The sequence below is a fragment of the Thalassotalea sp. G20_0 genome, assembly GCF_017744175.1.
Lineage (GTDB): Bacteria > Pseudomonadota > Gammaproteobacteria > Pseudomonadales > Endozoicomonadaceae > Endozoicomonas.
Genome location: NZ_JAGHQV010000008.1, coordinates 63,563 through 77,729 on the forward strand (window position 1 = coordinate 63,563; position 14,167 = coordinate 77,729).

At 50.8% G+C, this 14,167-nt stretch carries 10 protein-coding genes; all 10 read right to left on the reverse strand.

Annotated features, from left to right (window positions below):
• Window position 1: 1 nt before the first annotated feature.
• Window positions 2-4,795, reverse strand: a complete 4,794-nt coding sequence (locus J7438_RS06760; RefSeq protein WP_209275939.1) for a pilus assembly protein — start codon at window positions 4,793-4,795, stop codon at window positions 2-4.
• A 44-nt stretch (window positions 4,796-4,839) separates the two neighbouring features.
• Window positions 4,840-5,463, reverse strand: coding sequence for a pilus assembly PilX family protein (locus J7438_RS06765; protein WP_286196452.1), 624 nt, complete (start codon window positions 5,461-5,463; stop codon window positions 4,840-4,842).
• Window positions 5,463-6,512 carry a PilW family protein gene (locus J7438_RS06770; protein ID WP_209276049.1) on the reverse strand — a complete coding sequence of 350 codons (1,050 nt, stop codon included), beginning with the start codon at window positions 6,510-6,512 and terminating at the stop codon, window positions 5,463-5,465. The genes J7438_RS06765 and J7438_RS06770 overlap by 1 nt, the downstream gene beginning before the upstream one ends.
• Window positions 6,509-7,027 (reverse strand): type IV pilus modification protein PilV, encoded by a 519-nt coding sequence (pilV, locus tag J7438_RS06775; RefSeq protein WP_209275941.1) that lies wholly within the window; start codon window positions 7,025-7,027, stop codon window positions 6,509-6,511. The genes J7438_RS06770 and pilV overlap by 4 nt, the downstream gene beginning before the upstream one ends.
• A complete protein-coding gene (locus J7438_RS06780) occupies window positions 7,018-7,635 on the reverse strand; it encodes a GspH/FimT family pseudopilin (RefSeq protein ID WP_209275942.1) in 618 nt (205 codons plus the stop codon). The genes pilV and J7438_RS06780 overlap by 10 nt, the downstream gene beginning before the upstream one ends.
• 342 nt (window positions 7,636-7,977) lie before the next feature.
• Complete coding sequence (gene ispH, locus J7438_RS06785) at window positions 7,978-8,928, reverse strand: 4-hydroxy-3-methylbut-2-enyl diphosphate reductase (RefSeq protein WP_209201380.1); 951 nt, start codon at window positions 8,926-8,928, stop codon at window positions 7,978-7,980.
• Between the two features lie 50 nt (window positions 8,929-8,978).
• Complete coding sequence (fkpB, locus tag J7438_RS06790; RefSeq protein WP_209201322.1) at window positions 8,979-9,416, reverse strand: FKBP-type peptidyl-prolyl cis-trans isomerase; 438 nt, start codon at window positions 9,414-9,416, stop codon at window positions 8,979-8,981.
• Between the two features lie 20 nt (window positions 9,417-9,436).
• Complete coding sequence (lspA, locus tag J7438_RS06795; protein WP_209201323.1) at window positions 9,437-9,943, reverse strand: signal peptidase II; 507 nt, start codon at window positions 9,941-9,943, stop codon at window positions 9,437-9,439.
• Window positions 9,944-10,316: 373 nt separating this feature from the next.
• The gene (ileS, locus tag J7438_RS06800) at window positions 10,317-13,163 is read right to left on the reverse strand and encodes an isoleucine--tRNA ligase (protein ID WP_209275943.1); all 2,847 of its coding nucleotides are present in this window, start codon (window positions 13,161-13,163) and stop codon (window positions 10,317-10,319) included.
• A 67-nt stretch (window positions 13,164-13,230) separates the two neighbouring features.
• Window positions 13,231-14,145 (reverse strand): bifunctional riboflavin kinase/FAD synthetase, encoded by a 915-nt coding sequence (gene ribF, locus J7438_RS06805; protein WP_209275944.1) that lies wholly within the window; start codon window positions 14,143-14,145, stop codon window positions 13,231-13,233.
• Between the last annotated feature and the right edge of the window lie 22 nt (window positions 14,146-14,167).

Sequence of the window (14,167 nt, forward strand, 5' to 3'; positions counted from 1 at the left end):
ATCAATCAATCCATGGAATGCTGAAAATCTGCCACCAGCTCTGCCGTCCTTCCGAGCTGAAACTGTAATCAAGGTTTGTTGCTGTAATACTGCCACCGGCCCCCTGGGTCACCGCTGTGAGCTTCCCCCTTTCCCCCTGATGGGCCACCGGTGAAGAAGCATAACCTATCCCCAGACTCACCTTATTCAGGGAACGCTCCAGCTCCAGACTATCCAGAGGTACACTGCCCAGAGCGGCATCAGGCGATGCGGTACCGGTCAGGTAATGAACGGCATAAAGTGAGCTTGTACCATCAATGGAACAACTGTCCGCAGGTGGACGGTACTCAGTAAACAGGATTTGGGAGAACAACCTGGCAGCGCTGTTCACACTTCGCCCGGCTGGGCCAGAGCCATCAACACTGAGAGGCAGCTTCCACCCCCCCTGCTCAGCGACCACCGCCTGTAATGTGCCAAAACTGTTGATGGTTCGGGAGCCTACCGTAAATGGCGTATAGGAGGAGTCTGACTTCTTCAGGACATCACCATTGCTAAATACAACCACATCCCCCACATTGACCAGGTTACTCTGGCTGACGGATGCATAGGTAAACTGCCTGGAGCTGTTCAACGGTTCCTGAACACCGTAGAAATAGTTGGCCTCAGTACTGCGATTATCACCATTGGTCAGCAGCCGTCCTGTTCCAGAGTATACCCAGAAGCTGTTGTCATCAGTCACGGTCATGGGGGGGGCCATAATCGGCTGTCCGGCATCCATCAACACATTCAGGCTGGAGTTTTCCAGTGCTGATGTCAGCCTAAGCCTCATCAGCTTTCCACTCAAACTGACACCTCCGGTCTCAACCGTGCCAAAGTAAACGGCATCATCCTGGTAATCCCGGTCCCAGTCTTCAGCCACCACATCTCCTGCATAAGCCTTAGAAAAGGTGGTCACCAGGGGATCAAAACCGGCAACAAAATTCTTATTATTCAGATCATAAGCAAATACTCGAAGATTCTGATCCGACGTTCCCTGCTCCAGGGCTGATCTCAGGGCTGAAGAACCGTTGCCTGCTGGCCCGGAGCCAAACACCAGGTACCATTCGTTTTGCACCGGATTGCTCCAATCGGTCTCGCCATTAACATCCGTACCAGCTTCCCGCCTTTTAACCAGCGCAGGCTGTGAGGTTGTAAAACCCAGATCAGCATGGGTAATTTCAGCCAGCAACGCCGGTGGCTGCTCGGGATCAGTGATATCCAACACCACCCAGGCAGAGCGCATGGTGCGACTTTCGCTGTCGATGGTGACATCAATATTGCCCCCACCCAGTCTCATACCCACCACCAGAACCGTTCCCCAACCACCAGGATGAGTACTGTCATCAGCGAAGATATTGGCATCAAAGACCATCGGTTCCGAATCCATGTAATAAACATGGGGGTAATCGGTCTCAGTGAGCCAGCGAAGGTGAGGTAACAGATTCATTGGTGCGTAACTCCAAAGCTCTGAACCCAGCGGATGCTGTACCTCACCATTACTGGCTGTGCGCTCATAGCGGTAGGAACTATCTTCCCAGAACCCGCCATTAAAGGCATGAATCAAACCATCGTTGGCTCCGACGTAGAGCACATGCCGCCGATTCAGGTATTGATTGCGGAAGGTTCGATAGCTGCTGTCGTTGTAATAGGCGTCGTAACGGCTATCGGGTGCTGCCACCAGTCTGGGGGTTGAGTGAACGATGTCCCCAAGACGCCAGACTTCATCAATACCATCTTCATCAAAATCGATGGTACGGGAACGGCTACCAGCCTGCTCTTCTCCCCGAACATAGTTAACGACAGTAGCGACTTCACTGGCAGAAACGCCCAGATACCCTTCATGTTCAGTAAAGGTTGAAGGCATAAACGGCAGCTGTTCGTCATCATCCACCTGCTGATTATTATTGATATCCAGCCAGGTCAGTATATGACGGCCACCGGAGGCGAGTGCATCATAGCTTCTCTGATTGGTCAGATCACTTAATAAGGCCAGCTGTTCCCGGGCATCCCAGATCGTCTCAAGTGAAGCAAGTGATTTCAGCGGGCCATCAGCTACCCTGGTGACACCAAAGTCGTCAGAGGTGTAACGTTGAACCATTGTCTGCCCGGCATTCGGATCAAAAAACAGTTCAACGATTTTATCTGAGCGGTAGTCATCCAGTTGGGCATTCCCGTTACCATCTTCCCGGATATAGCCTTTGCTATCGATAAACAGTGAATGGAGAATACCGCCCCAAGTCACCGACTTCCCATTAATATCAAGGCTTGGCTGAAACAGTGCCTGATAGATAGCGCCAGTGCCTGTAGAACTATTGGCAAACAGCGCCGCATTCGTTGCCGAAGAGACCCGACTGGAAATATCCTCCAGTACCTGCCCCAGCTGACTGGCAAGCAAGGCTGGATTTCTGGCAAAAAAATAGTTATCTGGCAAGCCATCCGCGCCCAGGGCTCCCGTCACATTATTTCTATTGTCCCACTCGCGGTGATCGTCGCTATCAGGTCTGCCATCCCCATCAGCATCATGATTGGGACTGCCATCGCCATCAAGATCAATAAAACCACCGTATTTTGCCGCAAGAAACAGCGGTTTGGGTAACACGCCAGCTGCCGCTCCGGAAGCGGTAAAATCAGTAACCTGAAATGCGGTTGTTCCCTTGTAGGCATAATCAGTTTGCAGTCCATCACTCCCCGAACTCCCGGTGACGGTATAAGAGAAGCGCATATTCAAACCCGCAAACACGCCATCCACCTGCACAGCCACCCTGACTTCATTGGCATTAAACCCGGAGGTATTCAGTGTGCTGTCTGCTGTTTGGTTGCATTGGCTGCCAACACAAAACTTGATTCTGGAAGAGGCATCGTAGTCATAATCGTTGCCCCAGAGAGAATCCTCCCAGGTAAACAGCAGAGCCCCCTCAACCACCTGCCCGGTCCCGTCCAGTATCTGTTTCTCAACCACTACATCGGTCAGCGTGCAATCACTGCCACTGCCGGAAAAATTACCGCTACCACTGCCAAAATTTGCACTGGTCTGGCAAACCGGCTGAAAAGTAAAAAGCCTGCCATCCACATTCAACGTAAAACTGGGCATGGTTTCAGCCAGCTCTATGGCATAGGTTTTCACTTTCTGATTGCCATCAAGATCTGTTCGCAGGTCTGTCGTGTTGCCATGAAAAGCCAGTCCGGACACTTGATAGCCACCTTCCAGCTGGGGAATTTCCGGACACAGGCCCACAGCATCGGAAAGACCAGATAGATACTTAGCGGTACATTGACGTGTACTACCCGTCCCCCCCACCAGATAGTGACCGGCAAAACTTCCGCCGTACTCATGATCCCCGATTTCATCCGTTTTACTATTAACAGAGCTGGTTCCCGTCATACCCGGAAGATCAGAGCTACTGGACAGCTGATCAGTATCAAATGAGTTCAATCCCGTGGATAAAACAATGATCGAGCAGTTGGCACAGGCATTATCTGTTGACATTGGATTCGCCCAGTTCTCTCTGGACAGATCACTGACGAAGGCTCTGTCATTGGTGGTGTCGAAGCCACTGGTAGCCGTAGTTTCTCCGGTAAAGTAGCGAAGTGCCTCCAGATAAAGTTCCGCCAGAGGGTTCCCCCACATACTGCAATGACGTGAAGAGTAGGTGCCTCTGCTGGATTTAAACGCTGATACAGAAATGCCGTAGCTATTACAATCTGTATATTTGTTTTGGGAAAAACTGTACTTCGCCAGCCTGAATTGATTGATGTTATGAATAATCCCTTCAACACTGGTAAAGCGTCCGGAAGAAAGCTCTATCTCATCATCAGAACTCTGGACGTTGCCGGCAATTTTGCTGATATTTCGTCGCAATACGCCACCGGAAATATTTTTATCATAAGAACCACTGATCAAACCAAAACGGATATCCCCTGACTCGCCATACTGCTGAAGCAAGCCGACGGGTTTGCTCTTGCCGGTGCTGTACAGCTTACAGCGATCCGTATTTGCGGCATCTTTACCGGTTACACAGGTGTTAATATAAACATCGTTTGTCGTTAATCTGTATCTGGTAGAAGGACTGTTCTGTGCACCCCACTGGCACTGCTTTACTTCTGTAGAAGCCCAGCGCGGCCAGGCCTCCCTGGCAATCCTGACTTCAGGCGTGCCATTTTCGGAACCGGCAACATTGCACAGACTGATCTCACTGTTGTTATAGGGCGTAAAATTCCCGGAAGGAATACCTGAATCGCTGCTTCTATAAATTTTGACAAACGCATGCACATCCCTCGGGATATAAGCCCGTTCCAGTATCGTTTGATTATCGGTATCCGTTGATCGCTTTCCGCCAAAAAGCACCGTTCTGAGGATGTCCATCCGTGTCATGGTGGCCCAGTTCAGAAAGTTACCACTCCAGGGAGCCTGAGAGGTGGTGCAATAGTGCCCGTGATCACCGGTGGCTTTGGCTACCGGCGAATAGCGTCCGGAAGCGTATTGATAGCACCAGCCACTGTCGAAATACCCTAGATAGTCAAAACTGTCCACATAGCTGGTATCCAGTCGTCCATCCGAATTAAGGTCCGTATAATCGCTATACGCTTTTTTAAAAAGTTCATGGTCAACGGACATCACCAGCATAACCAGCGGCTCCGAAGTGTTACTGATCAAGGGGGGCGTTGCGGCATAATCACTGGAAACCGCTTCAGCATTGGCCCGAAAAGACAACAGCACCAGCAGCCCGAACAACACGACCTGCCTGAAAGTAACACCATGTGAGGTATATCGATCCATGATCACCTCCACTTCCCTGTTAATATTCAAACGCTAACTCAACATCAGCTGCTTTTTTTATACGACGATTGAAGCATTACCCGCGAATCGCCGGAACCGCCCGTAGCCAGAGCGGTAATCCGATAGAACCTGGCCCAGTCCCCACGGTTGGCGGGGTCAGGTAAAGGCCCTGATGCCTCTTTGGCGATATAGCAGCGAAATTCAATAATGTATTTGGCCTGGGCTGATATACCGCTGATGGTAACTGTCGTCACTCTGTGCCGATCGCTCACACTCCACAGGGTGCCCGTTAACCAAGGTTCGGAAACACCCGGGTCACAGCTGCCAATATCGTCAATATCGCTTCCGGCAAAACAGTACCCATTGTCACAATTCACACCAAAGCCTGATAAGGCCAGTTCATTGTTGGCAATAAAATTTTCCGCCTCTTTTAACGCCGCCTCTGCGGCATAAAATGCCATCTGCTGATCCTGATAATTACCACTCATTTTCTCTTCAAGCGTTGCCATTTTTACAGCGGTCAAACCAGCAACCGTAATAACCAGCAGCATAACCAGGCTGACCAGCAATATACTTCCTCTCTCACCTGCTTCCGGATTCAATAAACGGCTTTTCCAGAAAGATTCAGTACGTTGCCTGATACCTGATGCAGTTAAAATGATTTCCATCACAGCCCCCGGTTCCTGAGCTTAATGGTTTTCATAAAGCTTCGACGAACATAGAGATCATCAGGCAACACTCGCTGGCCAGCAAAGAAATAGGCCTGAGCTTCCGGAGCCACTTCAGTGAAACTCCGAACCAGCAGTTCAAGCTTGACCGTAATAATGCGCCGCCATTCATCGCTGTAAGGTGTTATTTCACCAGCGGTCATATACCGGTTGGCAACCCCGTCATTATCACTGTCCAGTCCATAACGAATACTCAGCCCTTCAATGCCTTCAACCAGCGCTTCTGTATTGATGCTATTGCCACTGGCGTATTCACCCGCCAGTTTCCGGTACAGTGTCGGTACGTTATTGCTTTCCCTCAGATAGAAGGCATAAGACTGCAAAGGTGCCAGTCGTGATCCCTGGTGACTGATATTGCCGGAACCAACAGCGCTGTCATGACAACTGAAGTTACCCTGTAACTGACTGATACAGTTGTAAAGGCTGCTGCTGCCTGCTGCCGGATGCGTCACCACACTATTGGTTGTTGCAGCCCCTGCCCGGAAAATGGAAACCTGCCCACAGTCTGATGAAATCAGCGCCAGAAGATCACCTTCATCATGGCTACGGCTTTGTGCCAGTGTTACCGAAGCATTGCCAGTATTATGGCCACTGACCAGGGTGGACTGATTGCTATCAACACTGTGGATAATAATGGCTTCAGAGATAGCATTGCTGTCCAGCTGTTGCTCAACACTGTTACCGGAAGGAATACCCAGAACACCTTTATCAAAATGCATCATCCACTGACGATTATCATTGTTGGAGTAAACTAAATTGGCCAGCTTTGTCTGGGCAGGACAGCCGGTATATCCCGCAGTACTGATACTTTGCCCCAGAATATCCAGGGCCAGCCGACCATTTTCCTGAACCCGTGCCAGCTCATCCTGCAATACCCACGATCGGCTGGATGCCAGCACCAGGTGACCAACCCCGGTAAAAAGAACCAACCCAAGGACCAGGGCAATCATCATTTCAACCAGAGAGAATCCTTGCTCAATCCGCTTCATAGTATCCCCCTTAATACCACATCACTGAGGGGGGCCCTGTTGCCCATATCCGGGAAACTGAGACGAATAATATACGTTCGAACACCATCGCTGTCCTGGTAGCTAATTGAACCCTTGCTCCCCGGAATCTGGCAGGTCAGCTGAAACTTCCATTGCAAAATATCGTAGACTGCCATCTCCTGAGGAGTGCAGCTTCCAGCTTCACAACTGTTGGGATAGCCGCTGTCAATGCATTGGCTGTATTCAAGATCATTCAAACCTGCCTGATAACTGTTACCGCTTCTGGCCAGGCTGCTGTTGGCCTGAATACGATCCAGCATATCCGTCGCTAAAAAGGTAGCCTGTGATTGCACATAGGCTGACTGGTTATACTGCAAACTGCTGCTATGCACCCCTGCCATACCAAGAATGCCGATTGTGATCACCAGCAGGCTGATCAATACTTCAATCAACCCTGCACCTCGGTTTTTTTTCTCAGGGCTTTTGTCACCACTATGAAAATTCTTCAACCGCATGCGCTCCGCTCCTCCGTCCGGAGACGGCCTGTCATGCTGATGATAATTGCTTTGGCATCGCTGTTTCTGTCCTGGTCACAAACCTGAAAAGTGCCTGCCTGACTGGTCTGGCCACGGCTATTGAAGCGAAGGCTGTAACCACGGTTCCACAGGATTGAGATAAGCTCTGACTGCCCTGTAACACGACGAATCACCTGATCACTGTCGTTCAACAGACCATCATCACGTTCATCCGTAAAAATAAGCCAGCCGTGATGCCAGCCAGCGTTACTTTCATCGCAGGTCAGGTCATCCACGGTGCTACACAAAGAAACGGTCCGTTGTCGCTTGACAGCCTCAGATCTGGCCAGCATCAAACTGCCATACAGTTCATCTGCCACATTATCTATCCGGTTATTGACAATAAGGGTTTTCATGCCGGGTGCAGACGCTGCGATCAAAATAGCCGCAACGGACAGGGAGACCAGCAACTCAACCAGAGAAACACCCAGTGTTTTTAAAGGTGTTTGCGGAAAATATTCAGACGGGAAATGACGATTGCTCTCACAGGCTGTATGAGAGCAAGCAACATGATTTGCTGAGAAACGATGCCCAACCTTGTACTTCATTGCCCAATCCCTGGCACTCAGTTTTTTTGATGATTTGCGGTATCCAATTGCCAGATGCTGTCATGCAACTGAATCTGCATCAGGCTTTCTGGTGAAAAGACATTGCATCTTTTACCCAATTTTAAACCCAAAAACTGAAGTACCAGGATTTAATCTATTAAAGGTTCCTTTCCTTTGATCAATGGGTCAGCAATCAGCAGAAAACCCAAAACCCGGTTTAAAATGCCAAGAGGTGCGTTAACCAACCTTTACAGCTTATCGTTATTCATGGCCATTGATCCGGTTTTATTCAACGAATAACGTTTACTTTGACCAATTGTTCGCAAAAATTAGCAAAATGAATTAATCAGAAACCGCTTTCAAACGCAGCTCTTTCGGCATGGTAAAGACAATATTCTCTTCTTTGCCAGCCAGCTCTTCCGGTAATTCTGCGCCCAGTTCTTTTAACCGCGTGATAACGCCCTGAACCAGAATATCCGGTGCCGAAGCGCCTGCTGTGATACCAATGGATGCCTTGTCCACCAGCCATCCCGGTTTGATATCTTCGGCATTATCCACCAGATAAGCTTCAGCCCCCGAGCGCTCGGCCAGTTCCCGCAGTCGGTTGGAGTTTGAGCTGTTCACTGAACCGACTACCAACACCAGGTCACACTGTCCCGCCAGAATTTTTACCGCATCCTGCCGGTTCTGCGTGGCATAGCAAATATCGTCTTTTCTTGGTCCCTGTATCTCAGGGAACTTGAGACGCAGGGCTTCAATCACTTTGGCAGTGTCATCCATGGAGAGGGTTGTCTGGGTGACATAGGCCAGTCTGGAAGGGTCTGCTACCTCAAGAGCACGAACATCGCCTTCGTTCTCAACCAGATACATCGCACCGCCGTTTCGCGAGTCATACTGCCCCATGGTGCCCTCCACTTCAGGATGTCCATGGTGACCAATCAGTACACACTCCATGCCATCCCGGGAATAACGCACCACTTCCATATGAACTTTTTTTACCAGCGGGCAGGAGGCATCAAACACTTTCAGGCCTCGACGTTGTGCCTCATCTTCAACCGCCCGGGAAACACCGTGGGCACTGAAAATAACGATGACGTCATCCGGTACCTGATCCAGCTCATCGACAAAGATTGCCCCACGCTCTTTCAGGTTTTCCACCACAAACTTGTTGTGGACCACCTCATGACGGACGTAAATAGGAGGACCGAAAACATCGAGCGCCCGGCTGACGATCTCAATGGCACGGTCCACACCTGCACAAAAGCCACGGGGATTAGCCAGTTTGATTTTCATAGGGGAATCACCAACCTTTTCTGTCACTGCTTTATGGCTCTGGTTATCGCTCAAGGCGTCTCTACATCCAGAATCTGTACCTCAAAGGTCAGGTGCCGACCTGCCAGAGGGTGATTGAAGTCAACTTCAACCATTTCATCATCAAAATTTCTGACCACGCCGGGAAGCTCACTGTTAGCCGCGTCAGAAAAGGACATCACCAGCCCTTCCTCCAGCTCAACCCCACTGGCAAAACTGCCCCTTGGGATGCGCTGCAGATTATTGGGATTCGGCATACCAAACGCTTTTTCCGGAGGAATCCGGGACACCCGGTCTTCACCCGACGCCAAGCCATACAGCGTTTCTTCAAATCCTTCCGGGAGATTACCATCACCGATGATCAGGGATGCCGGTTTCTCCGCTGGTGTGCTGTCCACCACACTCCCATCATCCAGCTTCAGGGAAAAATGCAGAGTGACCTTGCTGCCTTTCTCAATTACTGCTGACACAGTGACTCGCTCCTGCTCTTCTATTTATCGTTGCTGCTACTTTCCACCGAAGGATTACTCCGGAACATATCCAGAATCAACATGCCGGCTCCCACCGTAATGGCCGTATCCGCCAGATTGAACGCTGGAAAATACCAGTTTTTGTAGTAAAACAACAGAAAGTCGGTGACATGACCGTGCAACAACCGGTCAATCAAATTCCCCAACGCACCGCCCAGTATTAATGACAGAGAGCAGGCCTGCCAGTTTTCCCCTGAGCGAAGCTGCTTCAACCACCCCACCAGCATGATGCTGACGATAATGGCCACACTACTGAGAAACCAGCGCTGCCAACCGGACGCATCACTGAGAAAACTGAATGCAGCACCGGTATTGTAGGCAAGGGTCAGGGAAAAGAAGGGCAATACCGGTAATTGCTGGTAAAGGGAAAACTCCTCTATAACCCACCATTTTATCAGTTGGTCAAGGGCGAACACGATGGCACTGAGCCAGAGCCAGTGAAGCTTTCCTGAAGTATTACTCTGCATGGCCGGTTCCTGCTAAAAAATCCATATTATTCAGTGAGTCATGTCAATACTAAGTGTCTTGAACCGCTGGGGGATAGTGCGAATTACCGAAATCCATAAGAATTTAACAAGTTACAACACCCCAACGTTGAACAACAGGTCATAAAATGGACTTCTACCCAAAAAAATACCCGGCACTGACCGGGTATTTTTTATGGCAAAAGCCAGGAGGCTATCCGAGAATGGCACCCGTAGCGAGGATGGCAGAAAATTGAGGATAAAAATTCCGTTTTGTGAGGTGAATAGCGGGGCTATTTGCCGAACAAAACGGAATTTTTAGACCAATTTGCTGCCACCGCAGTAGGGCAGTCTATTCTCGAACAGCCTCCTGGTATCAGGCAAATTGCCGCTGTTCGCCACTGCCTTCTACGTTTGCGACACAACGGCCACAAAGCTCCGGATGTTCAGCAATGGTCCCGACATCTTCGCGGCGATGCCAGCAACGCTCGCACTTCTTGTGCCCGGACTTCTCAACCAGCACTTTGAGTCCTGCCAGTTCAGTAGCCGCAGCATCACCCGCATCCGCCAGAGGCTTAACGGTAGCCGCAGAGGTAATTAGCACAAACCGCAACTCATTACCCAGACGGTTCAGTTTTTCTGTCAGTGCCTCATCGGCAAACAGAGTCACTTCCGCTTCCAGAGAGCCACCGATGGTTCCAGCCACACGGGCATCTTCGAGGGCTTTGTTCACTGCCGTCTTCACGTCCAGAATCGTATTCCAGAACTCACGGCCCAGCTCATCACCCTCCAGACTGTTCAGCCCTTCGTACCAGGTTTCCAGGAAAACAGATGCTCCACGCTGCCCGGGCATCGCTTCCCAGATTTCGTCGGCGGTAAAGCTGGTGATGGGTGCCATCCAGCGGACAAAGGCCTCGATGATACGGTACATCGCAGTTTGACAGCTGCGACGGGCCAGACTGTTCTGCGCAGTGGTATACTGACGGTCCTTGATGATATCCAGATAGAAACCACCCAGATCCAGTGAGCAGAAATTGTGAACTTTCTGGTAGACCGAAAGGAAGTTGTAGCTGTTGTACGCATCCACCACTTCATTTTGCAGTCTCAGGGTACGATCCACAGCCCACTTATCCAGTGACAGCATATCCTCCCAGGCAACCGCATCGGTTTCTGGGTTGAAACCGGTGAGGTTGGACAACAGGAAGCGTGCGGTATTACGAATACGACGATAGCTGTCTGCCGTGCGCTTGAGGATATCATCAGAAACGGTCATTTCTGAGGTATAGTCTGTGGCAGAGACCCAGAGACGCAGGATATCCGCGCCCAGAGACTTGAAGACCTTCTGGGGAGCAATCACATTACCCAGCGACTTGGACATCTTCCGGCCATTGGCATCCACGGTGAAGCCATGGGTCAGCAGGCCTTTGTAGGGTGGCACACCCTGCATGGCAATACTGGTTTTCAGGGACGACTGGAACCAGCCACGGTGCTGGTCAGAACCTTCCAGATAGAGGTCTGCGGGGAATTGCAGCCCATCACGTCGCTCGATCACCGAATAGTGAGTAACACCGGAATCAAACCAGACATCCAGAGTATCGGTCACTTTCACATACTGCTCAGCATCTTCCGCACCGAGCATATCCGCAGGTTCCAGATCAAACCAGGCATCCATCCCCTCCTGTTCAACTTTCAGTGCAACTTGTTCAATCAGTGCCTGAGTTTCCGGATGCAGCTCTTCGGTCTCTTTATGGATAAACAGCGCGATCGGTACACCCCAGGTACGCTGACGGGAGATACACCAGTCCGGGCTCTGACCCAGCATGGCTTCCATCCGGTTACGGCCCCACTCAGGGGTAAACACGACACCTTTCAGGGAATCCATGGCGGTATCCAGCAGGTGTTCTTTGGTCATGCTGATAAACCACTGAGGCGTGGCACGGAAAATCAGGGGTGTTTTGGTACGCCAGCAGTGAGGGTAGCTGTGCGTCAGTTTCTCCTGAGCCAGCAGTCGACCTTTCTCAACCAGAACCTCAACCACTTTCGGGTCAACCTTGTAAACGTGCTCACCGGCAAACAGTTCTACGTTGGCACGGTAATAACCACTGTCGTCCAGATAGTTCAGGGTACCGATACCGTAGTGACGCCCCACATTAAAGTCATCAACACCGTGGTCAGGTGCCGTATGAACATTACCGGTACCGGCGTCAATGGTGACGTGGTCACCCAGTATCAGCGGCAGTTCCCGGTCATAGAATGGATGGGCAACTTTCTTGTTTTCAAGCGCTGCGCCCTTTGCCCGGGCAATGATCGTGTAGTCTTCAATGCCATAACGCTGCATGGCACTGGCTACCAGGGCTTCAGCGAGAACCAGACGGGCAAGTTCACCATTCACCTGACACTGCACCAGGGCATAATCCAACTCGCCCCCCATGCTGACCGCCTGGGAGGATGGCAGAGTCCATGGCGTTGTCGTCCAAATAACAACGGCAACCTCGCCTTCACCTTTCTCTACTGAAGAGCCACCTTCAAAAGTAAACGCGCTTAACAGATCGGCTTCATCAATGGCAGCGTAACGCACGTCAATCTGGGTAGAGGTTTTATCCTGATACTCAACTTCTGCTTCCGCCAGGGCAGAGCCACCGACAACACTCCAGTAAACCGGTTTATAGCCTTTGACCAGGTGGCCATTGGCAGCAATTTTGCCAAGGGAACGGATGATGTCAGCTTCGGTCTGAAAGTCCATGGTCAGGTATGGCTTGTCCCAATCACCAAACACCCCCATGCGCTTGAAGTCTTCACGCTGGCCATCCACCTGCTTGGCGGCGTATTCACGGCACTTTTTGCGGAAGGTTTTGAAATCCACTTTATCGCCGGCCTTGCCAAGCATACCTTCGACCTTATGTTCAATCGGCAGGCCATGGCAGTCCCAGCCCGGAACGTAAGGAGCATCGTAGCCATCAAGTGTTTTGGCTTTAACGATAATATCCTTCAGGATCTTGTTAACGGCATGGCCGATGTGGATATCACCATTGGCATAGGGAGGGCCATCATGGAGAATAAACTTTTCCCGTCCCTGGCTGATCTTGCGAATTTCTTCGTAGAGATCCATGTCATACCAGCGCTTGAGCATTTGTGGCTCACGCTGGGCCAAATTGCCGCGCATCGGAAAATCGGTCTGCGGCAAATTCAATGTATGCTTGTAGTCGGACTTTTCAGAAGACATAAGTTGTTTACCGGAACCTCTACGGACGATTCATCACAGCTATTTATTTAAAAAGCCTGCGGGTTATTTAAAAAAGCTTGCGGGCTGTTTCAATATCATTGGCAATCGCTGCCCGCAAGGCTTCAAGCGATTCAAATTTCTGTTCATCCCTGATCTTTTCAACAAACTCTACCCGCAGGGTCTGATCATACAGATCCCCCTTGAAGTCGAGCATATGGACTTCCAGCAGCGGTTTAACGCCGGATACCGATGGCCTGACGCCCAGGTTGGCAACCGCATTAAAACGATGTCCATCCACCAGTGTACGAACAGCAAACACACCCCGCAAAGGCAGACGTCGACGACATACCCTGATGTTCGCCGTGGGGAAGCCCAGGGTTCTGCCCAGCTGCTGCCCCTTCACCACCCGGCCAATCATGGTAAATGGTCTGCCCAGCATATGTTCCGCTTCGGAAAACTTATTTTCCGCCAGCGCATCACGAATGCGGGTACTGCTGATACGCCCCTGCTGCATTAATACGGTCTGGGTATCACAGACTTCAAAACCGTATTGCTCACCCATCAGTTCCAGATGGGTAAAATCGCCTTTGCGGTCACAGCCGTAGCGAAAGTCATCACCCACAATCAGGTAGCGAATATCCAGACCTTCAACCAGTGCCCGGAAGACAAAATCATCAGCACTGAGGCCGCGCAGCCGGTCATTGAAAGGCAGACAGAGCACCTGATCCACATGATTTTCCGCCAGCAGCGCCAGTTTCTCCCGCAGGCTGGACAGCCTCGCGGGTGCATCAACCTGAAAATACTCCCTGGGCTGGGGCTCAAAGGTGATAACGCATACCCTGGCGTCCAGCTCAAACGCCTGTTGTTTCAGGGCCTCAAGAATTGTCCTGTGGCCCACATGCACACCATCAAAATTCCCGATGGTGGCCACGCATCTCTGATGTTCTGGCCTGATATTGTGCAACCCGCGGATCAACTGCATGGAGGGGCTCGGACTCCCTTAC